This is a genomic window from Pseudomonas sp. BJP69, assembly GCF_007633355.1.
Lineage (GTDB): Bacteria > Pseudomonadota > Gammaproteobacteria > Pseudomonadales > Pseudomonadaceae > Aquipseudomonas > Aquipseudomonas juntendi.
The window spans coordinates 5,468,841-5,494,394 of record NZ_CP041933.1; the positions used below are offsets into that span (position 1 = coordinate 5,468,841).

Sequence of the window (25,554 nt, forward strand, 5' to 3'; positions counted from 1 at the left end):
ATTTCGATTGGCGTCACATGAATCACTATGCCGTTTGTGCATAGGTTAGCGTGCAACAGCATTGGCCGCAAAATCCCCTTAAGGCCTAGGATTGGCGCCATTCCGGCATGTGCCGGGTCAACATCGAGATGATATACATCATGTCCGCTGCTGCATCGTTCCGCGTCGAAAAAGATCTGTTGGGCACCCTGGAAGTACCTGCCGATGCTTACTACGGCATCCAGACCCTGCGCGCTGCCAACAACTTCCACCTCTCCGGTGTTCCGCTGTCGCACTACCCGAAACTGGTAGTGGGCCTGGCGATGGTCAAGCAGGCTGCTGCCGACGCCAACCGTGAGCTGGGGCACCTGAGCGATGCCAAGCATGCTGCCATCAGCGCCGCCTGCGGCCGCCTGATCAAGGGCGACTACCACGAGCAGTTCGTGGTCGACATGATCCAGGGTGGCGCCGGTACGTCCACCAACATGAACGCGAACGAAGTCATCGCCAACATCGCGCTGGAGGCCATGGGCCACCAGAAGGGTGAGTACCAGTACCTGCACCCGAACAACGATGTGAACATGGCGCAGTCGACCAACGACGCCTACCCGACGGCCATTCGCCTGGGCCTGCTGCTGGGTCACGACGCCCTGCTGGCCAGCCTCGAAAGCCTGATCCAGGCATTCGCCGCCAAAGGCAAGGAATTCGACCACGTACTGAAGATGGGCCGCACCCAGCTGCAGGACGCCGTGCCGATGACCCTGGGCCAGGAATTCCGTGCCTTCGCCACCACCATGACCGAAGACCTGCAGCGCCTGCGCTCGCTGGCGCCGGAGCTGCTGACCGAAATCAACTTGGGCGGTACCGCCATCGGCACCGGCATCAACGCCGACCCTGGCTACCAGGCCCTGGCCGTACAACGCCTGGCAATCATCAGCGGCCAGCCGCTGGTACCGGCTGCCGACCTGATCGAAGCCACCTCCGACATGGGTGCCTTCGTGCTGTTCTCCGGCATGCTCAAGCGCACCGCGGTCAAGCTGTCGAAAATCTGCAACGACCTGCGCCTGCTGTCCAGCGGCCCACGCACCGGCATCAACGAAATCAACCTGCCAGCGCGTCAGCCAGGCAGTTCGATCATGCCAGGCAAGGTCAACCCGGTTATCCCGGAAGCCGTCAACCAAGTCGCCTTCGCCATCATGGGCAACGACCTGGCCCTGACCGTTGCTGCCGAAGGTGGCCAGCTGCAGCTGAACGTCATGGAGCCGCTGATCGCCTACAAGATCTTCGACTCGATCCGCCTGCTGCAACGCGCCATGGACATGCTGCGCGAGCACTGCATCGTCGGCATCACGGCCAACGAGCAGCGCTGCCGCGAGCTGGTCGAACACTCGATCGGCCTGGTCACCGCCCTGAACCCATACATCGGCTACGAAAACGCCACCCGTATCGCCCGCGTTGCCCTGGAAACCGGCCGCGGCGTGCTGGAACTGGTGCGTGAAGAGAAGCTGCTGGACGAAGCAATGCTCAACGACATCCTGCGTCCGGAAAACATGATCGCGCCACGCCTGGTTCCGCTGAAGGCGTAACCGGCTGCTGCACACTGTCTCACCAGGTTAAGGGACTAGACACCTCTCAACCTTTCCAAGCCCGGGCTTATGCACCGGGCTTTTTTTTTGCCTGCTGGCTTGCGCGGGCGCGTGACCTGCCTACACCGGTAGACGTGGGAGCGGCCTGGCGCCGCAAAGGGGCTGCACCGCGGCCTTTGAATATCGGCACACAACTTGCTCCATAATGTGTTCCAGGCCCACGGGATTACCCAGCATGCTGCACAGCCACCTGACCACCCTCAACGCGGTTTCGCTGATACTCAACGTCTTCCAGGCAGACGGTGCTGAGGCTTCGGCGCTGCTCGCCGGCAGCGGCATTGGCCCGGCAGACCTGGGGCACGCCGACGCGCGCATCACCACACAGCAGGAACTGCAAGTGTGTGCCAACGCCGTGGCCCGGCGCGAAGACATCGGCCTGGAGCTGGGCCAGCGCATGCATGTGTCGTGCTATGGCATGCTCGGTTACGCCCTGCTCTCCAGTGCCACTTTGGGTGACGCCCTGCGCCTGGCGCTTCAGTATCCGGCACTGCTGGGAACAGTCTTCTCGCTGCGCTTGCGCGACGATGGCCAACGCGTCTGGTTCAGCGCCAGCGAGTACCACGACAACCCGGCATTGAGCGCTTTCAATGCCGAGTTCTGCCTGGTTTCGCTGAAAGTCATCTGTGACGACCTGCTTGGCCGCCCATTGCCGCTGCTGGAGGCACGCTTCGAGCACCCTCGGCCTGACTACCATGCACGCTATGCCGGTGCGTTCCAGTGCCCAGTGGTGTTTGCGGCGCAAGACAATGCCTTTGCCTTCGAGCGGCGCTGGCTGGATACGCCGCTGCCGTTGGCTGACCCGATCACCCACAAAGCCATGAGCGAACGCTGCCGGCGCCTGAACCTGGAATTCACGGGTGGCCAGGCCTGGCTGGGGCGGATTCGCCAGTTGCTTACGCAACAACTGGACGCCGCGCCAGGGCTGGACGGGCTGGCACGGCAGATGAACTGCTCGTCGCGCACGTTGCGCCGGCATTTGCAGGCGCTGGGTAGCAGTTACCAGCAGTTGCTGGACGAACTGCGGTTCGAGCGGGCCAAGCAGTTGCTGGCCGATGAGCAGATGCCAATCTACCGCATTGCCGAAACCCTGGGGTTCAGCGAAACGGCCAGTTTCCGGCATGCCTTTCAGCGTTGGAGTGGTGTAGCGCCCAGCCATTTCCGCGGCTGACCTGTGCTGGCTGCTTCGCGGGCTCGCCCGCGAAGCAGCCAGCACAGGAAAACCCGGCCATAGAGCTTGGCCACATCGATCCCCTTTTGGCCAGTTGCGTCGTTCTCCGCCACTGGCCCACCGCTGAAAATGGCCCCACGCCAGTCCCTACCGGAGAACAACAATGCTGACGATCTATTCCGATGATCACCGCCTGCACCATGGCCGCTGCGAGCTGATCGACGGCAAGCTGATGCCGTGTTTCGAAATGCCCTCGCGCGCTGACCATGTGCTCGACCAGGTCAAAAAACGCAACCTCGGTGATGTCCAGGGCCCTACCGACTTCGGCCGCGCGCCCTTGCTGCGCATCCACAGCGCCGACTACCTGGACTTTTTCGAAGGCGCCTGGGCGCGCTGGGCGGCGCTGGGCCAGGAAGGCGACCTGCTGCCGTTCACCTGGCCTGCACGCACCTTGCGCCAGGTAAAACCTACCGGCCTGCACGGCGAGTTGGGCTATTACAGCTTCGATGCCGGTGCGCCGATCACCGCCGGCACCTGGCAGGCGGCCTACAGTGCCGCCCAGGTCGCCCTCACCGCCCAGGCAGCGATCCAGCAAGGCGCGCATAGCGCCTTTGCCCTGTGCCGCCCACCAGGGCACCACGCCGCCGGCGAAGTGATGGGTGGCTACTGCTACCTGAACAACGCCGCCATCGCCGCCCAGGCATTCCTCGACCAGGGTCGGCGCAAGGTTGCCATCCTCGATGTCGACTACCACCACGGCAATGGCACCCAGGACATCTTCTACCGCCGCAACGATGTGTTCTTCGCTTCGATCCACGGCGACCCGCAAGACGAATTCCCGTTCTTTCTCGGCTATGCCGACGAAACCGGCGAAGGCGCCGGCGAGGGCTGCAACATCAACTATCCGCTGCCCGCCGGCAGCGACTGGTCTGCCTGGAGCGCTGCCCTGGAAGAGGCTTGCCAGCGCATCGCCAGCTATGATGCCGACGTACTGGTGGTCTCCCTGGGTGTGGACACCTTCAAGGATGACCCGATCTCGCAATTCAAGCTGGACAGCCCCGACTACCTGGAAATGGGCAAGCGTATCGGCCAGCTTGGCAAGCCGACCCTGTTCGTGATGGAAGGCGGCTACGCTGTGGAAGAAATTGGTATCAACGCAGTCAATGTGCTGGAAGGTTTCCAGCGCGCCCAGCCAGGAGCCCGGTAATGGCCCGACTCAAGCGTCTGCTCGCCCCGTTCATCGCTGCCACCCTGTTCACCGGTGCCCTGCAGGCGCACGCCGAGCAGCGCACCCTGCGTGTGTATAACTGGTTCGACTACATCACCCCGCAGACCTTGACCGATTTCCAGAAGGACAGCGGCGTCAAGCTGATCTACGACATCTTCGACACCAACGAAGCGCTGGAGGCCAAATTGCTCACCGGCAACTCCGGCTATGACGTGGTGGTGCCGTCCAACGTATTCCTCGCCAAGCAGATCGAGGCCGGGGTGTTCCAGCCGCTGGATCGCAGCAAGCTGCCGAACTGGCAACACCTGGACCCTGCGCTGATGAAGCTGATCGAGGCCAACGACCCAGGCAACAAGTTTGCCGTGCCCTATATGTATGGCACCGTGCTGATCGGCTTCAACCCGGCCAAGGTCAAGGCCGCGCTCGGCGATAACGCGCCGGTGGACAGCTGGGACCTGATCTTCAAGGAAGAGAACATCGCCAAGCTCAAGCAGTGCGGGGTAGCGCTGCTCGACTCGCCGTCGGAGATCCTGCCGCTGGCCCTGCAGTACCTCGGCCTGCCACCGAACAGCGATAAGCCGGCCGACTACAAGAAGGCCGAAGCGCTGATGCTGAAGATTCGCCCGTACATCACCTACTTCCACTCCTCGAAGTACATGGCTGACATGGCCAATGGGGATATCTGCGTGGCGGTGGGTTACAGCGGCAGCTTCTCGCAGGCTGCCAACCGCGCCCGCGAAGCGAAAAATGGTGTGACGGTCGACATGCGCCTGCCGAAGGAAGGCGCGCCGATCTGGTTCGACATGCTGGCGATTCCGAAGAATGCCGCCAACCCGGCAGACGCCCATGCATTCATCAACTACCTGCTGCGGCCCGAGGTGATTGCGCCGATCAGCGATTTTGTCGGCTACCCGAACCCCAACAAGGATGCCACCGACAAGGTGAGCCCTGCGATTCGCAACAACCCCAACCTGTACCCGACGGCGGAGGCGATGGCCAAGCTTTACACGCTCAAGCCGTTGCAGCGCGATGCGGAGCGGGCGCGAACCCGGGCCTGGACGCGGATCAAGTCGGGGACCTGACGCAGTTGGGGCTGCCTTGCAGCCCTTCGCGGGTGAACCCGCTCCTACAGGTTATGCGCCGCACCTGAGACCACCCGGCCATACCTGTGGGGGCGGGTTTACCCGCGAAGAGGCAGGCAGCCTCAACCCTTGCGCCACGCCTTGCGCAATTTCATCAATGCCGCGGCAATCTCACCCTCCGGGACCGCGGCAAACCCCAGCACCAGACCTGCACGCTTATCCACAGGCACTTCGCTGTCGGCCAGCCAGAAATTGCTCAATGCTGCCACTTCAACGCCGACCGCCTCTGCCTTGGCCACCAGCGCCTGTTCACGCGCAAAGTTATCCACAGACACCTTTACGTGCAGCCCAGCAGCCACTTCGGGCATGCTGCCCAGCCCGGCAATATCCACAGGCCAGCCGGCCTTGAGCACATTGCGCCGGCTCAACGCCGCTTTGCGCATGCGGCGAATATGCCGCTGGAAATGCCCACGGGCCATGAACTCGGCCATCACACACTGGCTGCTGACCTCCGAATGCCGTACTGCCAACGCCTTACCCTGGCTGAAGGCCTGTGCCAACTGCGCCGGCAATACCAGGTAACCCAAGCGCAGCGCCGGGAAGGCGATCTTGCCGAAGGTGCCCACGTACAACACACGGCCGGCCCGGTCGAGTGCAGCCAGCGGGGCCAGGGGCGCGCCGCTGTAACGGTACTCGCCATCGTAGTCGTCCTCGATGATCCAGCCATCGTTGCGTTCTGCCCAGCCCAGCAACGCCAGGCGCCGGGGCAGGCTCATGGTTACCCCGGTCGGGTACTGATGGGCGGGCGTGACATAGGCCAACCGGCAACCCGGCAACTGGCCCAACCGTGCGCACTCCATACCCTCTTCATCCACCGGCACGCCGGCGACCTGAGCACCCGCCACTGAAAAGGCGTGCGCCGCCGCCCGGTAGCCGGGGTTTTCCACAGCCACCCTGTCGCCAGGCTGCAACAGCAACTGTGCACAAAGGCTTATGGCCTGCTGCGCGCCACTGGTGATCACTATTTGCTCAGCGGTACAGGTCAGCCCCCGCGAGCGGCGCAAGTAGGCGGCGATCAACTCGCGCAGTGCCGGTTCACCCGCCGGGTCGCCATAACCCAGCTGTGCAGGCGCAGGGTTACGCCAGAAACCCGCTTGCAGCTTGGCCCAAACGTCGAAGGGGAACAGATCGAAGGCAGGTATCCCCAAACGAAAAGCCCGCGGCGCGCCCTGTTTGGGGGGCGGCAGATGGTGATTTTTCAGGCGCTGCAAAGGCTCGCTCCAGCTGTGCTGGCTGGATAAATCCTCAGTATTTTCCTGGCCAAATGTGGATAAACCTGTTGATAACCCACGGTATAACCCTGTGGACAGTTGTGTGGATAGTTTCGGCAGCCGGGTTACGTAGGTGCCGTCACCGACTCGGCTTTCGATATAGCCCTCCGCGTACAACTGGTCATACGCGCGCACCACGCTGTTGCGCGACAGCCCCAGCACGGATGCCAGGTCGCGGGTGGCAGGCAGCCGTGTGCCGCTGCACAGCCGCCCGTCCAGCACCCGCTCGCGTAGCGCCTGGTAAAGCTGCTGGCTCAACCCGCGGCGGCGATCCAGCGAAATCCCGGCCGGGTCGAAAGGCAGGATGAGGGGCTTTTCGTGCATGGCATTGGACCTATGAATAAAGGCAGTAATGGCTCTTACCCAGAACCATTAGCCTGCCTAGGATGGGACCATTCGACAAGGACTCAGGCCATGTACAACAGTAAGCCTCACCAGGAACACGACCTCGCCCGGCTGCAGCGGCACATGCTCGACACGCGTCTGGCCGTGCTGGTCAGCCATGGCGAGCAGGGCCTGCTGGCCACCCACTTGCCGGTGCTGCTCGACCCCGCAGAAGGCGAGTTCGGCACCGTGTACGCCCACTTGGCCAGGGCCAACCGCCAGTGGCAGGACTTGGCGCAGGGGGCCGAAGCGCTGCTGGTGTTTCCCGGGGCCGATGCCTATGTCAGCCCCGGTTACTACCCAAGCAAGGCCGATAACCCCAGGGTGGTGCCAACCTGGAATTACCTGGCTGTGCACGCCTATGGTGTAGCCGACGTGATCCACGACGCCGAGCCATTGCTGGCAATTGTCAGCCGGCTCACCGACCGCCATGAGCACGGCCGCAGTGAGCCGTGGCAGGTGAGCGATGCGCCCGCCGACTACATCGACGGCATGCTCCGCGCCATTGTTGGCATTCGCCTGCCGATCCAGCGGTTGCAAGGCGCGCGCAAGCTGAGCCAGAACCGCGCTGAGCAGGACATTGCCGGCGTGCGCGAAAGCCTGAGCGCCAGCCCCGATCACCTGGACAACCAACTTGCCGCGCACATGCGCCTTCTGTGAAGGAGTAGCCCAATGCCCAGCGTTACCCTGTGCCCTGTCACCGCTCAAGATCACGCCGCCTGGCATGCCTTGTGGCAGGCCTACCTGCACTTCTACGAAACCGAACTGGCCGATGACGTCAGCCTCAGTACCTGGCAGCGCCTGCTCGACCCCAACGAGCCAACCCATTCGGCCCTGGCCTGGGTAGATGGCATGGCCGTGGGCATGGTCAACTTCATCTACCACCGCTCCAACTGGAGCATCGAAAATGCCTGCTACCTGCAGGACCTTTACGTGCACAGCGCACAGCGGGGCCTGGGCATCGGTCGCCAGCTGATCGAACATGTCTATGCTGCAGCCAAGGCCGACAACTGCAACAAGGTGCACTGGCTGACCCACGAAACCAACGCCACCGCCATCAGCCTGTACGAGCAGGTTGCCGAGCGCCCGGGCTTCATCCAATTCCGCAAAGGGTTGTAGGCCACATGACTGACGCACTGCACTGGAAACCCGCCGCATCCCCCAAGGCCGAGCCCATCGACGGGCGCTTCATCCGCCTGGAAAAACTCGACCCGGTGCGCCACGGCGACGACCTTTGGGCTGCCCTGCAAGGCCCGGGCGCCGACCCGGTACTGTGGGACTACCTGCCCTACGGCCCGTTTACCGAACGCGCTGCCTTCGACCGCTGGCTGCAAGGTAACGCCGCCGGCCACGACCCGCTGTATTTCACCGTGATCGACCGCGCCAGCGGCAAGGCTCAGGGCATCCTCAGCCTGATGTCGATCGTGCCTGATCATGGCCGCATCGAGATCGGCCACATCGCCTTCGGCGCGCCCATGCAGCGCACACCCAGGAGTACCGAGGCCGTCTACCTGCTGGCCAAGCTGAGCTTCGCACTCGGGAACCGCCGCCTGGAATGGAAGTGCAATAACGCCAATGCCCGCTCCAAGCGTGCAGCGCAGCGGTTCGGGTTCGTCTTCGAAGGGGTGTTCCGCAAGCACCTGGTGGTGAAGGACCACAACCGTGATACGGCGTGGTACTCGATTACCGATGATGAGTGGCCGCAGGTGGCGGCTGGCTTCGAGCGGTGGTTGAGTACCGAGAACCAGCGCCCGCAAGGGCAGGCACGAACGCTTGAAGCCTGCCGCAGGAGCTGACCTGCACCACCGGTCACGGGCTCACGGGCCTATGATCGGTGCAGTGGCTTACCTGATCAGACTCGCGCGCCTGACAACCCCCATCTGCAAGCCAAATGGCTTGAACACGGCGTTCAACGAGTTCAGCGTGGGGTTACCACCTCCCTGCTCGATCTGGATCAGCGTACGCACGGAAATCTTGCACATGCGTGCAAACTGAGTCTGCTGCATCTTCGCCACCTCCACACGCAGCCGCCGCACGGCAGCACCCAGCTCAAGACTGCCGTTGGCGATACCTTCGCGTACTCCGTCGATCAGCAGCCCACGGGCATCGATGGAAACCGTCATGCCAACCCCCATTCAACCATCCGGCGCTCAAGCCTGCCCAGCGCAATTGCCGGGTGATTCATCACCGCATCAGGCAGCCCCAGGGCGGACAAGATATCCGGCAATGCCAACAGGTGCCGGGCATCCAGCCGCAGACGCTCAAAAGCTTCGCCCGGGTCGACAAATTCGGCCAGTGCAGCACAGGCAGCCTGCCAGTCGATATCGCCAGCCCGCTCTATCGAGGCTGGCCACTTCGTCGTTCGCGTTATCCCTTCCTGATCCATCACCATCGGTGCAAGGTCGTAGATCGGTGCGAGGCGCACGGTGTCACGGGTACGGATGATCGCAGTGTTACGCCCGTGGTTATCGGCATTACCCAGGATCTTGTTGATCAGGTCGCGCCGCAGATAATCGGCAACCAGGTCAGGCAGCTGCCTACCCTGCCCGGCCAGTTTCCACACCACGGCAAGCGCCTCAATCGCCTCCAGGTGCCCCATTCGGCTGCCAGGCTCGGTCACGCCACACAGGGAGTACATCGACTCCACGGCAAAGCGTTGCACACCCTGCGCGCAAACCTGCCGGTCGAAGCGTTCCAGCCACAGGCTGGGCTTGGTGCCTTCTTCCAGCGCCATGTATTCAGTGGCCACCGTTTCGATGCCAAGCTGCTGCAACGCCTTGTAGTAGAGATACTCGGCCCGCAGTATCTGCTGATCATCAGCCAGTGCCTGGTTCCTGGCGAACTTGATGAACCAGTGACGCCGGGCACGTTCATCCGCCAGCACCGCGTCGGGATACAACAGGCCGTTTTCTGCCTCGGTCATCAACAGCTTTGGCGCCTCCCCAGCGGCGCCTATCGCGCCACCAATGGCCGCACCTCGCTCATAGGCGTATTCGAGAAACCGTTGATCGCGGGTGATCACATCCTGACGGGCAAACCCGATGGGGTCGGCATAATCCAGTAGCTCAGCCGACTCCTTGATGCGCAGGTTGCCGATTGGCGCCGGAGTGGACCGCCCCAGGAGAAACAGGTCATCCCCCATGCCTTCTGGTTTCTCACGGCCGATATGCCGGAGCAGGAAGCGCTTGGCGGCACCGGCGGGCGCGATGTCGTAAAGGAACGCGGGAGCATGCTGCAGACGATGAGGACCAAAATCCACCGGCAGCCTCGCGGTTGCCGCCTGGCAGAACAGGCTGTCGTATGCCTCCAGATGGGTTTTGACGTACTCGGAGGTATAGCCGAACTCGCAGGGGCTGGAGAGGCCCTTTTCAGGCTCGACAAAGGCGATGGCAACAGCATCATGCCACTGCGCCTGATCATGGAGTTGAAGCGTGAGTCTGTACATGGTGCACCTGCAATTTACCGCATGCGGACAACCGACTCGGTCGATGAATCTGCATCATAGTGCAGATTCCCTGATGTTTCAGTGTGAATTCTGCAATTTAATGCAGATATGGACCAAGATTCACGCTATTCCTGCATTAAAATGCATATTCAACCTCAAAAAAAGGGGAGCATCCGCTCCCCAGAGGTAAACCGCTTGTAGACGAGGGCCTGTATCAGCCCTCGATTTCGATCAGGATCTCGCCCGGTGTAACGCGATCGCCCTTGGCCACGTGGATGGCCACGACCTTGCCGGCGATGGCCGCCTGCACTTCGGTCTCCATCTTCATGGCTTCGGTGATCAGCACCGCCTGGCCTGCCTTGACCATGTCACCTTCCTTGACCAGCACATCGACGATGTTGCCGGGCATGGTGGTGCTGACGTGGCCTGGGGCGCTGGCCTGCTTGCGCTTGCTGCTGCCGCCGCCGACAAACTCGTTGAGCGGCTCGAACACCACCTCTTCCGGCATGCCATCGATCGACAGGTAGAAGTGGCGTTTGCCTTCGGCCTTCACACCCACACCGGTGATGTCGACGCGGTATGTTTCACCGTGCACATCGATGACGAATTCGGTCGGTACGCCTTCACCGCCTGGGGCGGCAGCCACACCGGCTTCCGGAATCGGCAGCAGGGCTTCCGGGGTCAGGGTGCCGGCTTCGCGCTCTTCGAGGAATTTGCGCCCGATATCCGGGAACATGGCGAAGGTCAGCACGTCTTCTTCGCACCGGGCCAAGGCACCGATATCGCCACGCAGCTTGGTCATCTCCGGCTTGAGCAGATCGGCCGGGCGCACGTCGATCACCTCTTCGCTGCCGATGGCCTGGCGGCGCAACTGCTCGTTGACCACGCCCGGGGCCTTGCCGTAGCCGCCCTGCAGGTAGAGCTTCACCTCGTTGGTGATGGTCTTGTAACGCTCGCCGGCCAGCACGTTGAAGAACGCCTGGGTACCGACAATCTGCGAGGTCGGGGTGACCAGCGGCGGGAAGCCAAGGTCTTCGCGGACCCGCGGAATCTCGGCCAGCACCTCGTTCATGCGGTTGAGGGCGCCCTGCTCCTTGAGCTGGTTGGCCAGGTTGGAAATCATCCCGCCGGGAACCTGGTTGACCTGCACGCGGGTGTCCACCGCGGTGAATTCGCTTTCGAACTGGTGGTATTTCTTGCGCACCGCGTAGAAGTACAGGCCGATTTCCTGCAACAGCTCCAAGTCCAGGCCGGTGTCGAACTCACTGCCCTTGAGCGCAGCGACCATCGATTCAGTACCTGGGTGACTGGTGCCCCAGGCGAAGCTGGAAATGGCGGTGTCGATGTGATCGGCGCCGTTTTCCACTGCCTTGAGCTGGCACATGGCAGCCAGGCCAGCCGTGTCGTGGGAGTGGATGAACACCGGCAGCGACTGTTCGGCCTTCAGGGCCTTGACCAGTTCACCGGTGGCGAACGGCGTCAGCAAGCCGGCCATGTCCTTGATCGCGATCGAGTCGCAACCCATGGCCTCCATCTGCTTGGCCTGGTTCACGAAGGCTTCGATGGTGTGCACCGGGCTGACGGTGTAGGCAATGGTGCCCTGGGCGTGCTTGCCAGCGGCCTTGACCGCTTCGATGGCCACGCGCAGGTTACGCACATCGTTCATGGCGTCGAAAATGCGGAATACATCGATGCCGTTGACTGCCGCCTTGGCCACGAAGGCCCTGACCACGTCGTCGCTGTAGTGGCGGTAGCCCAGCAGGTTCTGGCCGCGCAGGAGCATTTGCAGGCGGGTGTTGGGCAGCGCAGCGCGCAGCTTGCGCAGGCGCTCCCACGGGTCTTCCTTGAGGAAGCGCACGCAGGCGTCGAACGTGGCACCGCCCCACACTTCCAGCGACCAGTAGCCGACCTTGTCGAGCTTTTCGCAGATCGGCAGCATGTCTTCGGTACGCATGCGGGTAGCCAGCAAGGACTGGTGGGCGTCGCGCAGGATCGTGTCGGTTACGTGAATTTTCTTGGACATTGTTATCTCCTCGTAGCGGCAAGCTTGAAGCTACAAGCTGCTAGAAAAAGCTGATCTGCTTCTACTTGCAGCTTGCCGCTTACAGCTTGCTGCTGCATTCATAGGCCTGCGTGGGCGGCGATGGCAGCGGCGATGGCCAGGGCCAGCTCTTCGGGTTTGCGCTTGATCGAGTAGTTGGTCAGTTCAGGGTGGCTTTCGACGAAGCTGGTGTTGAACTGGCCGCTACGGAATTCCGGGTTACGCAAAATTTCCTGGTAGTACGCAGCGGTGGTCTTCACCCCTTGTACACGCATGTCATCCAGGGCCCGCAGGCCGCGGTCCATGGCTTCTTCCCAGGTCAGCGCCCAGACCACCAGTTTCAGGCACATGGAGTCGTAGAACGGTGGAATGGTGTAGCCGGTATAAATCGCCGTGTCGGTGCGCACGCCCGGGCCGCCAGGGGCGTAGTACCGGGTGATCTTGCCGAAGCTGGGCAGGAAGTTGTTCTTCGGGTCTTCGGCGTTGATACGGAACTGCAACGCGTAGCCGCGGTGGTGGATGTCTTCCTGCTTCACCGACAACGGCAAGCCTGAAGCAATACGGATCTGTTCACGGACGATGTCGATGCCGGTGATTTCCTCGGTGATAGTGTGCTCCACCTGCACCCGGGTGTTCATTTCCATGAAGTACACCTCGCCATCGGCGAGCAGGAACTCCACGGTGCCGGCGTTTTCGTAGTCCACTGCCTTGGCTGCACGCACCGCCAGGTCGCCAATATAGGCGCGCTGCTCAGGGGTGAGCTGTGGGCTTGGGGCGATTTCGATGAGCTTCTGGTTGCGGCGCTGGATCGAGCAGTCGCGCTCGAACAGGTGCACAACATTGCCGAAGCTGTCACCGAGAATCTGCGCCTCGATGTGCTTGGGGTTGACGATGCACTTTTCCAGGAAGACTTCGGCCGAGCCAAATGCCTTGGTTGCTTCGGAAATGACCCGCGGGAAGTTCTGCTCCAGTTCTTCACGGCTGTTGCAACGGCGGATACCACGGCCACCGCCACCCGAAGTGGCCTTGAGCATGACCGGGTAACCGATGCGGTCACCTTCGCTCAGGGCTTCGTGGATATCGGCAACGTTACCTTCGGTGCCCGGGGTTACCGGCACACCGGCGGCGATCATGGTACGGCGTGCTTCGGTCTTGTCGCCCATGCGGCGAATCACGTCGGCGGCCGGGCCAATGAACTTGATCCCGCGTTCGGCGCAAATCTCTGCCAGCTCGGCATTTTCCGACAGGAAGCCATAGCCCGGGTGCAGGGCATCGCAACCGGTTTCCACCGCCAGGTTCACCAGTTTGCGCGGGTTCAGGTACCCGGCCAGCGGCTCGGCACCAATGCTGTGCGCCTCGTCGGCACGCTTGACGTGCAGGGCGTGGCGGTCGGCGTCGGAATAGATCGCAACCGAGCGAATGCCCATCTCGGCGCATGCACGCACGATCCGAACTGCGATTTCACCTCGGTTGGCGATCAGGATTTTTTTTATCACTGGAGTCTTCCCAAAGCCGTAGGAACAGTCGAGCCGGTTCTACCGGTCGGCGCGTGACCAGACGTTGCTGGCCAGTCGCGTATTCACCCTAGCGCTGTAGGTTGATAAACAAAAATCAATATTTGTTAGGGGCTGTATTAGCAAAAGCTTATAGTTGGGTAACAAGGTATTGCCGATGAGCCGACAACTATGCGTAAGTCCTTGATGCGTATGACTTTACGACAATTGCAGATCTTCAACGAAGTGTGTGATTTGCGTTCGTACAGCCGCGCTGCGGAAGAAATGGCGCTCACACAACCCGCCGTTAGTCTACAGATCCGGCAGCTCGAAGAGCTGATAGGCCAGCCACTGTTCGAGTACGTTGGCAAGAAGCTCTACCTGACCGAAGCAGCCGAGGCCCTGCAGCGTGCCAGCCGGGATATCTTCGGCCGGCTGGAGAGCCTGGACATGCAGCTGTCGGACATGCAGGGCTCATTGCAAGGTCAGTTGAAGCTGGCGGTCGAGTCCAGTGCCAAGTACTTCGTTCCGCACTTGTTCGCGGCCTTCAAGCAACGTCACCCGGAGGTCAACCTGACCTTGACGGTGGTCAACCGTGCCCAGGCCATTCGGCGGCTTTCCGACAACCGCGATGACCTGATCATCATGTCCATGGTGCCCCAGGACATGGGCCTGGAGTTTCTGCCCTTCCTCAACAACCCGATCGTGGCCGTGGCGCCGCCACAGCATCCGCTGTGCAAGCTGGAGCAGCTGCGCCTGCAGGATCTGGAACCGCATACCCTGCTGGTCCGCGAGCAAGGCTCAGGGACGCGCAAGGCGTGCGAGGAGTACTTCAAGGACAAGCGTGTGCATTTCACCCAGACCCTGGAAGTGGCGTCGGCCGATGCCCAACGCGAATGCGTGATCGCAGGTCTCGGGGTGGCGTTGCTGACCCGCCACGCGGTGAACCTGGAACTGGCCACCGGCGTGCTGACCGAACTGCCGGTGGAAGAGCTGCCCCTGTACCGCAGCTGGTGCGTGGTGCAGGCCAAGGCCAAGCGCCAGTCGCCGGTGGCCTTGGCGTTTCTGGCGTTCATCCGCGGCGAACGTGCGCTGATCAGCGGGCTTGTTGAACGTTTTTCGGGGAGGCTGACGCAGACGCGTGCCACACCGTGAGCGCCTGCAGGTCTGGGTAGTCCGCCAGCTCGCGGAGCAATTGACGCTGGTCGCAATAGCTCTCGATCGCCCGCCGGTATTCCATGCGGCGCTGATCCTTTTCCTGCTGCTTGCGAGCCTTGGCGCTGGGTTGATACGTACCGTCGAAGTCACGAGCCATTGCCTGTCTCCCAGATAGGATGCGGGAGCTTCAGACTGGCCTGGCAGGTTTACGGTTTAGCGGTGAAATGGTGACAAAACAGTGAAATCTGCTTTGCCGGTGCCGGCCCCTTCGCGGGCTTGCCCGCTCCCACAGGCATTGTGCCAATTGCACAGTACCTGTGGGACCGGGCAAGCCCGCGAAGGGGCCGGCACAGACTGAATTCAGTCGTCTGTAGCCTTGATCGACTTGGGCGACAAACGCAGGCTGCGCAAACTGCGTTTCACGCTTTTCAGGTGGTTGACCAGGCTCGGCCCACGCGCCATGGCCACACCCATGGCCAGTACGTCGATCACCACCAGGTGGGCAATGCGCGAGGTCAACGGGGTATAGATTTCGGTGTCTTCATGCACGTCGATCGCCAGGTTGACCGTCGACAACTCGGCCAGCGGTGTCTGGCTGGGGCACAGGGTAATCAGGTTGGCCCCGCTCTCGCGTACCAGGTTGGCGGTGATCAGCAGGTCCTTGGAGCGGCCGGACTGGGAGATACACACGGCCACATCGCCCGGCTTCAAGGTCACCGCCGACATGGCCTGCATGTGCGGGTCGGAATACGCCGCCGCGCTCAGCAGCAGGCGAAAGAACTTGTGCTGAGCATCTGCCGCTACAGCCCCCGAGGCACCAAAGCCGTAGAACTCCACACGCTGAGCCTGCGCCATGGCGCTCACCGCCTGCTGCAGCGCCAGCGGGTCGAGGTGCTCGCGCACCTCCATCAAGGTGTGCAGGGTGGTGTCGAAGATTTTCAGGCTGTAGTCGGCGACCGAGTCGTCTTCGTGGATGGCGAACTGGCCGAAGCTGGCCCCGGCGGCCAGGCTCTGCGCCAGCTTCAGCTTGAGGTCCTGAAAGCCCGTGCAACCGATGGCCCTGCAGAAACGCACGATGGTGGGTTCGCTGATACCTACGCTGTGCGCCAGGTCGGCCATGGAGCTGTGCATGACGGCAGCCGGGTCGAGCAGCACGTGGTCGGCCACTTTCAGTTCCGATTTGCGCAGCAGGTGGCGCGATTGGGCGATATGTTGCAACAGATTCACGGGCTGGACTCGGTTATGATCGGCTGGCCGGGTTGTAGCTTTCTTGTAGTTATACTACATGGACGCCAACCCGCCCAGTTAAACGAACGTGGAGAGTGGTGGTTTGACTATTCCTTGCGACATTCTGGTATTCGGCGGCACCGGCGATCTGGCCCTGCACAAACTGCTTCCGGCGCTCTACCACCTGTTCCGCGAGGCCCGCCTCAACCCTGCAGTACGCGTCATCGCACTGGCCCGCCGCAACCTGCCACGCAATGACTACCTGAAGCTCGCCGAGCGCCACTGCCGGGCACAGGTTGCCCGTACCGACTTTGACGAAGAAGTGTGGCAGCGTTTTTCCGCACGCCTCGACTACTTCCCCATGGACGCGTCGCAGAGCGCCGATTTCGGCCGCCTCGCGCGCTACCTGGGCGAACCCGGCGGGCTCACGCGCATCTTTTACCTGGCCACCGCACCCAAGCTGTTCGTCCCCATTGCCAACCACCTGCACACGGCCGGCCTGGCCGATGGCGAAGCGCGCATCGTGCTGGAGAAGCCGATCGGCCACTCGCTGGAATCGGCCACCGCCATCAACGAGGCGATTGGCGCGGTGTTCGAAGAATTCCAGGTATTTCGTATCGACCACTACCTGGGCAAGGAAACCGTGCAGAACCTGATGGCGCTGCGCTTTGCCAACGCCCTGCTGGAGCCGGTGTGGCGCAACAACCAGGTCGATCACGTGCAGATCAGCGTGTGCGAAACCCTGGGTATAGAGAACCGGGGCGGCTATTACGACAAGGCTGGCGCGATCCGCGACATGCTGCAAAATCACTTGCTGCAGTTGCTGTGCCTGGTGGCGATGGAGCCACCCGCGCAGTTCGAGGCCGAAGCGGTACGCGATGAAAAAGTGAAAATACTGCGCGCGCTCAAGCCGATCACTGGCCAGGACGTGCAGGACAAGACGGTCCGTGGCCAATACGGCCCGGGGCGCATCGGCGGCCAGGAAGTGCCGGCCTATTACTTCGAAAAAGACGTCGACAATGACAGCGACACCGAAACATTCATCGCCATCGAGGCACACATCGACAACTGGCGCTGGGCTGGCGTGCCGTTTTACCTGCGCACGGGCAAGCGCATGGCACGGCGCTCGTCGCAAATCGTCATTCAGTTCAAGCCGGTGCCCCATGAGCTGTTCAACGGTGGCCAGGTGAACCAGCTGCTGATCCAGTTGCAACCAGAGGAACGCATCAGCCTGCGCATGATGACCAAAAGCCCAGGCAAGGGGATGCGCCTTGAGCCGGTCGACCTCGACCTGAACCTGGCCCAGGTTTTCAGCCAGACCCGCCGCTGGGAGGCTTACGAGCGCCTGTTACTGGATGTGCTGGAGGGCGACTCCACGCTGTTCATGCGCCGTGATGAAGTAGAAGTCGCCTGGGCCTGGATCGACCCCGTGATCAAGGGCTGTGAAGAACACTTCCAGGCCCCACGCCCGTATGCGGCTGGCAGCAACGGGCCAGAGCAGGCTACCAGCCTGCTGGCACGCCATGGCAGGGTCTGGCATAGCTGAAAAGTTTCATGCTGTGGCTGGGCTGGGGCTTGTTGCACGCTCTGGTCGGAAGGCGCATTTCGCCCTTCGTACTAATGGAGCTGCAGACATGATCAACAGCAAGAACTGGAAAGCCCAACATGACAGGATGCCCCCAGGGGCGCGGGTGCGGGTTGCAGGTACCGTCACCGTCGCCAACCCTGGCGTCGACCCCGTGCTGGTCAAGCGCGACGGGCAACCGGGTACCCTGGCCCTGGACCTGGAATTGAAATCGGAAGGCGGCAGCTTCATCCAGGTGTTGTGTGACAAGGAGGTGCATTTCGAGATGCCAACCGGCGCTGAAGCCATCGCCAGCGTGGAAATTTTCCACGAAGGCGCGCTGCTTGCCGAGATCGACGAAATCCTGATCACTGCTTGATTTCGCTGACAACCGCCACGTCGGCTTGCACGCCCGGCGCGGCGGCCTTGCGCATGCACCGTTCGGCGCTTGGGCAGGTGAGTATTTATACAGTACCATTTACCCCTTCCCTGCCGCGCCCTAGAATGGCCGGATGCACACAGACGACCTCTCCCTCCTGCTGAACTCCCTCAACGATGCCCAACGCCAGGCCGTAGCGGCCGCGCTCGGGCGTCAACTAGTGCTTGCCGGCGCTGGTTCCGGTAAAACCCGCGTGCTGGTGCACCGTATCGCCTGGCTGATCCAGGTAGAGCAGGCCTCGCCGCACTCGATCCTGTCGGTGACCTTCACCAACAAGGCCGCCGCGGAAATGCGCCAGCGGATCGAGCAATTGCTGGGCATCAACCCAGCTGGCATGTGGGTCGGCACCTTCCACGGCCTGGCCCATCGCCTGCTGCGGGCACACTGGCAGGAAGCGCGGCTGGTGCAGAACTTCCAGATCCTCGACAGCGACGACCAGCAGCGCCTCATCAAGCGGGTAATGCGCGAGCTGGGCCTGGATGAACAGAAGTGGCCGGCCCGCCAGGCCCAATGGTTCATCAACGGCCAGAAGGACGAGGGGCTGCGCCCGCAACATATCCAGGCCGGTGGCGATCTGTTCCTGGCCACCATGCGCGAGGTGTATACCGCCTACGAGCAGGCCTGCGAACGCGCCGGGGTCATCGACTTTTCCGAGCTGCTGTTGCGCGCACTGGACCTGTGGCGTGACCACCCGGGCCTGCTGGAGCATTACCAGCGGCGCTTCCAGCACGTGCTGGTCGATGAGTTCCAGGACACCAACGCCGTGCAGTACGCCTGGCTGCGCCTGTTGGCGCGCGGTGGCGCCAGCCTGATGGCGGTGGGCGATGACGACCAGTCGATCTACGGCTGGCGCGGCGCCAAGATCGAGAACATCCACCAGTACACCGCCGACTTCCCCGACGCCGAAATGATCCGCCTGGAGCAGAACTACCGCTCCACCGGCGGCATCCTCAAGGCTGCCAACGCGCTGATTGCCAACAACAGCGGGCGCTTGGGCAAAGAGCTGTGGACCGACCTGGGTGAAGGCGAACCCCTGACCCTGTACGCGGCCTACAACGAGCACGACGAAGCGCGCTACGTGGTGGAAACCATCGAAGGCCTGATCAAGCAGGGTAACGCGCGCAACGACATTGCCATCCTGTACCGCTCCAACGCCCAGTCACGGGTGCTGGAAGAAGCCTTGTTGCGCGAACGCGTGCCGTACCGCATCTATGGCGGCCAACGCTTCTTCGAGCGCGCCGAAATCAAGAACGCCATGGCCTACCTGCGCTTGATCGAAGGGCGTGGCAACGATGCCGCACTGGAGCGGGTAATCAACGTACCCCCACGCGGCATTGGCGAAAAAACCGTCGAAGCCATCCGCGAGCACGCCCGCCACAGCCAGCTTTCCATGTGGGGGGCCATGTGCCAGCTGATCGCCGCCAAGGCGTTGAAAGGCCGCGCCGCCAGCGCATTGGGGGCCTTCATCGAACTGATCGAAGGGCTGGCTGCCAAGGTTGCGGACATGCCGCTGCATACCATGACCCAGACCACCATCGAGCAGTCCGGGCTGATTGCCTATCACCAGGAAGAAAAGGGTGAAAAGGGCCAGGCACGGGTAGAAAACCTTGAGGAACTGGTCAGCGCAGCGCGCAACTTCGAATCCACCGAAGAAGATGCCGACCTCTCTCCGCTCTCGGCTTTCCTCGGCCATGCTTCGCTGGAAGCCGGCGACAGCCAGGCGGACGAACATGAGGACAGCATCCAACTGATGACCTTGCACAGCGCCAAGGGCCTGGAGTTCCCCTACGTATTCCTGGTCGGCATGGAAGAAGGGCTGTTCCCGCACAAGATGAGCCTTGAGGAACCTGGCCGCCTGGAAGAGGAACGCCGCCTGGCCTATGTCGGCATCACCCGTGCGATGCGCCAACTGGTCATGACATATGCCGAGACACGCCGCCTGTATGGCAGCGAAACCTACAACAAGGTGTCGCGCTTCGTTCGCGAAATTCCACCGGGGCTGGTTCAGGAAGTACGCCTTTCCAACAGCGTCAGCCGCCCGTTCGGCGCCCCCAAGACAGCCACCAACAGCCACCTGTTCGACAATGCCAACATCCCGCAAACCGCCTTCAACCTCGGCCAGCGGGTGCAGCACGCGGTGTTTGGCGAAGGCGTGATCCTCAACTTCGAGGGCTCCGGCGCCCAGGCACGGGTGCAGGTGAATTTTGCCGAAGGCAGCAAATGGCTGATGCTGGGGTATGCCAAACTCGAGGCGATCTGACGCCTGTGCCAGTACCGTTCCTTGCAGCGGCTGCCTTTTTGGGGGCGCGCTCAAGGGCGGTGGTGCCGGCGTTGTAACATTCAGGCAAAAGCTGGAAACATTATGTCGCTGGTCATGTGCCCGGGAACCTGTGCACCATGACGCGCGTGCAATCCACAACAGGGGATATCCCAATTATGCAACGTTTTCTTAGCATCGCACTGGCGCTTTGCGTCGGCCTGACGCTGAGCCTGGACGCCAACGCCAAGCGTTTCGGCGGCGGCAAGAGCTCGGGCTCCGCGCCTATTCACCAGACCCGCCAGGCCACACCAACCGCGCCAGCCGCCGCGCCGACCGCACCTGGTCGTGCCGCCCCGGCCGCCAGCGGTGCTTCGCGCTGGTTGGGCCCACTCGCTGGCCTGGCCGCCGGCGGCCTGCTGGCGTCCATGTTCATGGGCGACGGTTTCGAGGGCTTCCAGATCATGGACTTCCTGATCGTGGCGCTCATCGCCTTCCTGGTGTTCCGCTTCATTGCCGCGCGTCGTCGCCAGCAGCAACCGCAAATGGCAATGCCAGGCCACGCGCCGATGCAGCGTGAAGCCCACGGCCAGCCTGCACAGCCGTCGGTGTTCGGTGGTTCGGCCGCGCCTGCCGCCGCCCCGGTGATCAACGCACCTGCCTGGTTCAACGAACAGAGCTTCCTGGCTGCCGCTCGCAACCACTTCCAGTCGCTGCAGCAGCACTGGGATGCCAACGAGATGGACAAGATCGCCGAGTTCGTCACGCCGCAGATGCTTGAGTTCCTCAAGCGTGAGCGCGCCGAGTTGGGTGATGGCTTCCAGTCCACCTACATCGATAACCTCGAAGTGCAACTGGACGGCGTCGATGACCGCCCAGACCGCACCGACGCCACCCTGACCTTCCGCGGCGTGTCGAAAAACTCGCGCTTCGACCAGGGCGAACTGTTCAGCGAAAGCTGGCACATGGTGCGTGCCCCAGGTGAGAACCAGCCTTGGCTGGTAGCCGGTATCCGTCAAAACAGCTAACCGCTGCGCGCCGTACCAAGAACCCCGGGCTTGCCCCGGGGTTTTTGCTTTTGTCAGAGTGGCCTACTAGGGTATAACGCGCAAAGTTGTCATCTAGGTCAGAGGAAGTGAACCGTGGAAGAAGTGATCGAACAACTCCGTGAAGCCAACGAGCCGGTGCCGGTACCTTTGGAGCTTCCCGATGAGGACCAGCTGGTAGAGATAGAAGAGCAGCTGTTCATCAACATTCCATACGTGTTCAAAGAGTTTTTGCTGACTGTGAGCGATGTGGTGTACGGCTCACTGGAGCCTGTAACTTGTACCGATCCACAGTCGCACACCTACCTGCCCGAGGTGGCAGCCAACGCCTGGGATGCGGGCGTACCGCGTGAGCTGATCCCGTTGTGCCAGGACGGCGCCAACTACTACTGCGTAGAGGAAGATGGCACCGTGGTGCTGTGGGATGCCGAGGAAGAGCTGGTCGGTGAGGACAGCTGGGAATCGGTATGGCACTGGGCACGGGATGTGTGGCTGGAAAGCTGATCTTCCCCACCAATTCCGGTGCAGCGGCGCCTACAGGTACCCACAACGGCCAAGCGTGTGGTGAACCGGTAGGCGCCGCTGTCGCTGCGGCCGGGTGGCACTCAGTGCGAGTTCTCGCGGCTGTTCTCCAGCGTTTCCAGCAAGGCGATCTGCATGCGCGTGTGCACGCGAATGAGCCAGCGCCACAGCAAGGCCACCACCACCGCAGCGACCACGGCAATCACCAACAGCAATTCGTTGGTCGGCAAGATGCTCGCTGACAATGCCGACAGCAGCAGGAAAATCACCAGTAACGACAACAGCGGAATCACTTCGGCAATCACCCGCCGCACCCGCTGGGTATGCCGCCCGGCCATTTCCGGCTTCACGCCCATCTCGGCCAGCAGCATCGACAGCGCCTTGAGCTTGCGGTAGGCCGCGATCAGGAACGGCAGCGACAGCAATAACGCCGCGCCCCAGATCATCGCCTTCTGCTGGCTGATGTCGCTGACCCATTCGCTGAGCCAGTTACCGATGCGCCCGGCAAAATAGCCGCCGCTGAAGAAGATCGCGATCACCAGCGCCAGGTTCACCCCAACCTGCAGGAGGATGCGCCGGATCATTGCCGCGAGCATGGCACCCTCGCCCTGCGGTTGAATGTTGCGCAACCACTCGCCATACAACGACAGCACCCGCGCCAGGCGCCCGGGCACGACATTGCCCAGTTTTTGCGAAAGCGGGTCGGCTGCGCGGATCAGGTAGGGCGTAAGCAGGGTGGTGATAGCCGATACGGCGACCGCCACGGGGTACAGGAAGTCGCTGGTTACCTGCAGGGTCATGCCCAGCGCGGCAATGATGAAGGAGAACTCGCCAATCTGCGAAAGCCCCATGCCCACGCGCAGCGAGGTACGCCCATCGTTACCGGCAATGAACGCGCCCATGCCACAGGACACCATCTTGCCCAACACCACCGCCAGGGTAATGACCACAATCGGCCAAGCGTATTCGACCAGCACCTGCGGGTCGATCATCAAGCCGATGGCGACGAAGAAAATGGCGCTGAACAGGTCGCGTACGGGTTCGATCAGGCGCTCGATCTTCAACAACTGGCGTGACTCGGCCATGATCGCGCCAATCAGGAAGGCGCCCAGGACCATGCTGTATTCCAGCTTGACGACCAGCAGGCAGAAGCCGAAGCACAGCCCCAGCACGGTAATCAGCAACATCTCGTTGCTCTCGAACCGGGCCACGTAGGCCAGCAGGCGCGGCACCAGCAGAATACCGATGACCAAGGCAACGATCATGAACAACGACAGCTTTCCGACAGTGGAGAATACCTCCCCCGAGCTGACCGTGCCGCTGACGGCGATACCTGAGAGCAGGGCAATGATGCCAATGCCAAGAATGTCCTCGACGATGAGCACGCCAAAGATCAGCTGGGCAAAGCGCTCGTTCTTCATCTTCAGGTCGTTGAGCGCCTTGACGATGATGGTGGTCGAGGAAATGGCCAGGATGGCACCCAGGAACAGCGAGTCCATGGTGTTCCAGCCAAACCAGCGGCCGATCTCGAAGCCTATCCAGATCATCAGCACAATTTCGAGGAACGCCGCGATGAACGCCGTGGCGCCCACCTTGAACAACTTGCGCAGGCTGAACTCGAGCCCCAGGCAGAACATCAGGAAGATCACCCCCAGCTCGGCGAGGGTCTTGATGGTGTCTTCGTCGTGGATAAGGCCGAATGGCGGGGTGTGCGGGCCGATGATGAAGCCGGCGACAATATAACCAAGCACGACCGGCTGTTTGAGGCGGTGAAACAGGATGGTGACCACGCCAGCGACCAGCATGATGACTGCCAGGTCCTGGATGAAGCTGATGGCATGCATGGCGTGATACTCCTTTTCTCGTCTTTTATGAATGCCTGGGCAAACCGCTCCTCTGCCGGGGCAAACCTGAGCGAGCAGCAAGTACATACTGTATTGAATGCAGGAACGCCCATGGTGCATGGGCGTACTCAGGTTAACATCGCGATCGGCTGCAAAAAGCCGGCGCAATATGCAGAAACAGATCGGCTGGAAAAGCGCCGCTGATGGCATGATCAGCGTGACCGCCACGCCCCCGGCAACGTCCCGTATCAACGAGGCAAATTCACAAGAGGGAAAACCCGTGTCAGCAGATCACCCCCTCCATTCGCCCGATTCAGCGCAACCTAACCGTGAGCACCTTATGGAACCTGGAAACGCCCAGCTGAGCATGACCGTCCTGATGACCCCGGACATGGCCAACTTTTCTGGCAACGTACATGGCGGCACCCTGCTCAAATACCTCGACGAAGTGGCCTATGCATGCGCCAGCCGTTATGCAGGCAGCTATGTGGTGACATTGTCGGTGGACCAGGTGATCTTCCGCGAGCCGGTACACGTGGGCGAGCTGGTGACGTTCCTGGCGTCCGTCAACTACACCGGCAATACCTCGATGGAAGTGGGCATCAAAGTGGTGACCGAGAACATTCGCGAGCGCTCGGTGCGCCACTCCAACAGCTGCTTCTTCACCATGGTAGCGGTGGACGACAATCGCCGCCCTGTGCCGGTACCGCCGCGTCAGCCGCAAAGCAGTGAAGAAAAGCGCCGCTTCCTGCAGGGGCAGCAGCGCCGCCAGATCCGCCAGGAACTGGAAAAGCGCTACCAGGACCTGAAAACCGACGCTATTTAAAACGCCAGCAACTGCGCTTCGAAGCGCACACGCGGGTGGGCGATGCGATCCTGGGCCCGTACCAGCTGCAGCTCGTAGCTGGCACAGGCCTGGGTTTCCAACAGCACTTCATGCACCGCGGCGGCAGTGAACTCGAATGCCTGCACCCAGCTGTCGCCCAGCAATACCCTGGCCAGGAACAGCCCGGAAGTCAGGTCGCCGACCCCCACTGGCTGACGCGGAAACGCCAGCAGCGGGCGCCGCAGGTGCCAGCAGTGCTGGGCCGTCACCAGCAGCATTTCGAACTGGTCCTCGCACCGCCCGGCGTAGGCCAGGTGCTTGACCACGACCACCTGCGGCCCGCGCTGCAGCAAGCTGCGCGCCATGTGCACGCAATCCTCCAGTGACTGCGCGCGACGCCCACAGAAGCTGTCCAGCTCCAGCTGGTTGGGGCACAGGATGTCGGCCTTGGCCACCGCTTCGTCGAGCAGGAACTGGCTGACCTCTGGCGGTACGATGCAACCCTTCTCGGCGTGCCCCATGACCGGGTCACAGAGGTACAACGCCTTGGGGTTCACCGCTTTGATCCGCTGTACCCCGGCCAGAATCGCCCGCCCTTGTTCGGCACTGCCCAGGTAACCAGAAAGCACCGCATCGCAGTGCCCCAGTTCACCGATGTTGGAAATACCTTCGACCAACGCAGGAATTTGCGCTGGAGCAAGCACATCGCCCGCCCACTGGCCATACTGTGTGTGGTTGGAGAACTGCACGGTAATGAGCGGCCACACGTTGACCCCGATCCGCTGCATGGGGAACACCGCGGCGCTGTTGCCGGCGTGGCCGAACACCACATGGGACTGAATGGCGAGCAGGTGCGGAGTACGTTTCATGCGGG

Annotated in this window: 24 protein-coding genes; 15 read left to right on the top strand and 9 right to left on the bottom strand. The window is 62.0% G+C overall.

Going from position 1 to position 25,554, the window contains the following annotated elements; genetic code table 11:
• The first annotated feature begins 140 nt into the window (after positions 1-140).
• From aspA to FPB55_RS25515, 4 genes are all read left to right on the top strand, one after another.
• On the top strand, positions 141-1,565 hold the full coding sequence (gene aspA, locus FPB55_RS25500) for an aspartate ammonia-lyase (protein ID WP_029886441.1): 1,425 nt from the start codon (positions 141-143) through the stop codon (positions 1,563-1,565).
• Between the two features lie 235 nt (positions 1,566-1,800).
• A complete protein-coding gene (locus FPB55_RS25505; protein WP_144189534.1) occupies positions 1,801-2,793 on the top strand; it encodes an AraC family transcriptional regulator in 993 nt (330 codons plus the stop codon).
• Positions 2,794-2,956: 163 nt separating this feature from the next.
• Positions 2,957-4,000 carry a histone deacetylase family protein gene (locus FPB55_RS25510; protein WP_125854438.1) on the top strand — a complete coding sequence of 348 codons (1,044 nt, stop codon included), beginning with the start codon at positions 2,957-2,959 and terminating at the stop codon, positions 3,998-4,000.
• Positions 4,000-5,103 carry a polyamine ABC transporter substrate-binding protein gene (locus FPB55_RS25515; protein WP_125854439.1) on the top strand — a complete coding sequence of 368 codons (1,104 nt, stop codon included), beginning with the start codon at positions 4,000-4,002 and terminating at the stop codon, positions 5,101-5,103. The genes FPB55_RS25510 and FPB55_RS25515 overlap by 1 nt, the downstream gene beginning before the upstream one ends.
• A 122-nt stretch (positions 5,104-5,225) precedes the next feature.
• Here FPB55_RS25515 and FPB55_RS25520 read toward each other — a convergent pair whose 3' ends face one another.
• Entirely contained in the window at positions 5,226-6,758 is a 1,533-nt protein-coding gene (locus FPB55_RS25520; RefSeq protein WP_144189536.1) for a PLP-dependent aminotransferase family protein, read from the bottom strand.
• 90 nt (positions 6,759-6,848) lie between these two features.
• Between FPB55_RS25520 and FPB55_RS25525 the strand changes: the two genes are divergently transcribed.
• Genes FPB55_RS25525 through FPB55_RS25535 form a run of 3 tightly spaced genes read left to right on the top strand, consistent with a single transcriptional unit; the run spans position 6,849 to position 8,614 of the window.
• The gene (locus FPB55_RS25525) at positions 6,849-7,478 is read left to right on the top strand and encodes an FMN-binding negative transcriptional regulator (protein ID WP_047149779.1); all 630 of its coding nucleotides are present in this window, start codon (positions 6,849-6,851) and stop codon (positions 7,476-7,478) included.
• 12 nt (positions 7,479-7,490) lie between these two features.
• Positions 7,491-7,937, top strand: coding sequence for a GNAT family N-acetyltransferase (locus tag FPB55_RS25530; RefSeq protein WP_009684489.1), 447 nt, complete (start codon positions 7,491-7,493; stop codon positions 7,935-7,937).
• A gap of 5 nt (positions 7,938-7,942) precedes the next feature.
• Complete coding sequence (locus FPB55_RS25535) at positions 7,943-8,614, top strand: GNAT family protein (protein WP_009684488.1); 672 nt, start codon at positions 7,943-7,945, stop codon at positions 8,612-8,614.
• Between the two features lie 48 nt (positions 8,615-8,662).
• Here the strand turns inward: FPB55_RS25535 and FPB55_RS25540 are convergent, their stop codons facing one another.
• The 4 genes from FPB55_RS25540 to FPB55_RS25555 form a co-directional block, all read right to left on the bottom strand.
• Complete coding sequence (locus FPB55_RS25540; RefSeq protein ID WP_009684487.1) at positions 8,663-8,941, bottom strand: helix-turn-helix transcriptional regulator; 279 nt, start codon at positions 8,939-8,941, stop codon at positions 8,663-8,665.
• Positions 8,938-10,263, bottom strand: coding sequence for a HipA domain-containing protein (locus FPB55_RS25545; RefSeq protein ID WP_144189538.1), 1,326 nt, complete (start codon positions 10,261-10,263; stop codon positions 8,938-8,940). Before FPB55_RS25545 ends, FPB55_RS25540 begins: the two co-directional genes overlap by 4 nt.
• A 214-nt stretch (positions 10,264-10,477) precedes the next feature.
• Positions 10,478-12,286: a sodium-extruding oxaloacetate decarboxylase subunit alpha gene (gene oadA, locus FPB55_RS25550; RefSeq protein WP_047149780.1), complete on the bottom strand. Its 1,809-nt coding sequence runs from the start codon at positions 12,284-12,286 to the stop codon at positions 10,478-10,480.
• 98 nt (positions 12,287-12,384) lie between these two features.
• Complete coding sequence (locus FPB55_RS25555; protein ID WP_009684483.1) at positions 12,385-13,800, bottom strand: acetyl-CoA carboxylase biotin carboxylase subunit; 1,416 nt, start codon at positions 13,798-13,800, stop codon at positions 12,385-12,387.
• Positions 13,801-14,004: 204 nt separating this feature from the next.
• Here FPB55_RS25555 and FPB55_RS25560 point away from each other — a divergent pair, with 204 nt between their 5' ends.
• Positions 14,005-14,952 (top strand): LysR family transcriptional regulator, encoded by a 948-nt coding sequence (locus FPB55_RS25560; protein WP_165944129.1) that lies wholly within the window; start codon positions 14,005-14,007, stop codon positions 14,950-14,952.
• Here FPB55_RS25560 and FPB55_RS25565 read toward each other — a convergent pair.
• Together FPB55_RS25565 and hexR are read right to left on the bottom strand one after the other, a co-directional pair.
• Positions 14,894-15,112, bottom strand: a complete 219-nt coding sequence (locus FPB55_RS25565) for a hypothetical protein (protein WP_082437917.1) — start codon at positions 15,110-15,112, stop codon at positions 14,894-14,896. The genes FPB55_RS25560 and FPB55_RS25565 overlap by 59 nt on opposite strands.
• 203 nt (positions 15,113-15,315) lie before the next feature.
• Positions 15,316-16,182 (bottom strand): transcriptional regulator HexR, encoded by an 867-nt coding sequence (hexR, locus tag FPB55_RS25570; protein WP_009683527.1) that lies wholly within the window; start codon positions 16,180-16,182, stop codon positions 15,316-15,318.
• Between the two features lie 103 nt (positions 16,183-16,285).
• Between hexR and zwf the strand changes: the two genes are divergently transcribed.
• The 5 genes from zwf to FPB55_RS25595 all read left to right on the top strand — a co-directional run bounded on the left by zwf (position 16,286) and on the right by FPB55_RS25595 (position 21,992).
• The gene (zwf, locus tag FPB55_RS25575) at positions 16,286-17,728 is read left to right on the top strand and encodes a glucose-6-phosphate dehydrogenase (protein ID WP_144189540.1); all 1,443 of its coding nucleotides are present in this window, start codon (positions 16,286-16,288) and stop codon (positions 17,726-17,728) included.
• A gap of 88 nt (positions 17,729-17,816) precedes the next feature.
• Positions 17,817-18,125: a hypothetical protein gene (locus FPB55_RS25580; RefSeq protein WP_144189542.1), complete on the top strand. Its 309-nt coding sequence runs from the start codon at positions 17,817-17,819 to the stop codon at positions 18,123-18,125.
• A 133-nt stretch (positions 18,126-18,258) separates the two neighbouring features.
• On the top strand, positions 18,259-20,445 hold the full coding sequence (uvrD, locus tag FPB55_RS25585) for a DNA helicase II (RefSeq protein ID WP_144189544.1): 2,187 nt from the start codon (positions 18,259-18,261) through the stop codon (positions 20,443-20,445).
• A gap of 176 nt (positions 20,446-20,621) precedes the next feature.
• Positions 20,622-21,470 carry a TIM44-like domain-containing protein gene (locus tag FPB55_RS25590; protein ID WP_054904314.1) on the top strand — a complete coding sequence of 283 codons (849 nt, stop codon included), beginning with the start codon at positions 20,622-20,624 and terminating at the stop codon, positions 21,468-21,470.
• 114 nt (positions 21,471-21,584) lie between these two features.
• Positions 21,585-21,992, top strand: a complete 408-nt coding sequence (locus tag FPB55_RS25595) for an SMI1/KNR4 family protein (RefSeq protein ID WP_009683533.1) — start codon at positions 21,585-21,587, stop codon at positions 21,990-21,992.
• 101 nt (positions 21,993-22,093) lie between these two features.
• Here FPB55_RS25595 and FPB55_RS25600 read toward each other — a convergent pair whose 3' ends face one another.
• Positions 22,094-23,854, bottom strand: a complete 1,761-nt coding sequence (locus FPB55_RS25600) for a cation:proton antiporter (protein ID WP_009683534.1) — start codon at positions 23,852-23,854, stop codon at positions 22,094-22,096.
• Between FPB55_RS25600 and FPB55_RS25605 the strand changes: the two genes are divergently transcribed.
• Positions 23,849-24,058: a hypothetical protein gene (locus FPB55_RS25605; RefSeq protein ID WP_125854445.1), complete on the top strand. Its 210-nt coding sequence runs from the start codon at positions 23,849-23,851 to the stop codon at positions 24,056-24,058. The two genes, FPB55_RS25600 and FPB55_RS25605, sit on opposite strands and share 6 nt — an antisense overlap.
• 136 nt (positions 24,059-24,194) lie before the next feature.
• Positions 24,195-24,680 (top strand): acyl-CoA thioesterase, encoded by a 486-nt coding sequence (locus tag FPB55_RS25610; RefSeq protein WP_009683536.1) that lies wholly within the window; start codon positions 24,195-24,197, stop codon positions 24,678-24,680.
• Here the strand turns inward: FPB55_RS25610 and pdxY are convergent.
• Positions 24,677-25,549 carry a pyridoxal kinase PdxY gene (gene pdxY / locus FPB55_RS25615; RefSeq protein WP_144189546.1) on the bottom strand — a complete coding sequence of 291 codons (873 nt, stop codon included), beginning with the start codon at positions 25,547-25,549 and terminating at the stop codon, positions 24,677-24,679. The genes FPB55_RS25610 and pdxY overlap by 4 nt on opposite strands.
• Between the last annotated feature and the right edge of the window lie 5 nt (positions 25,550-25,554).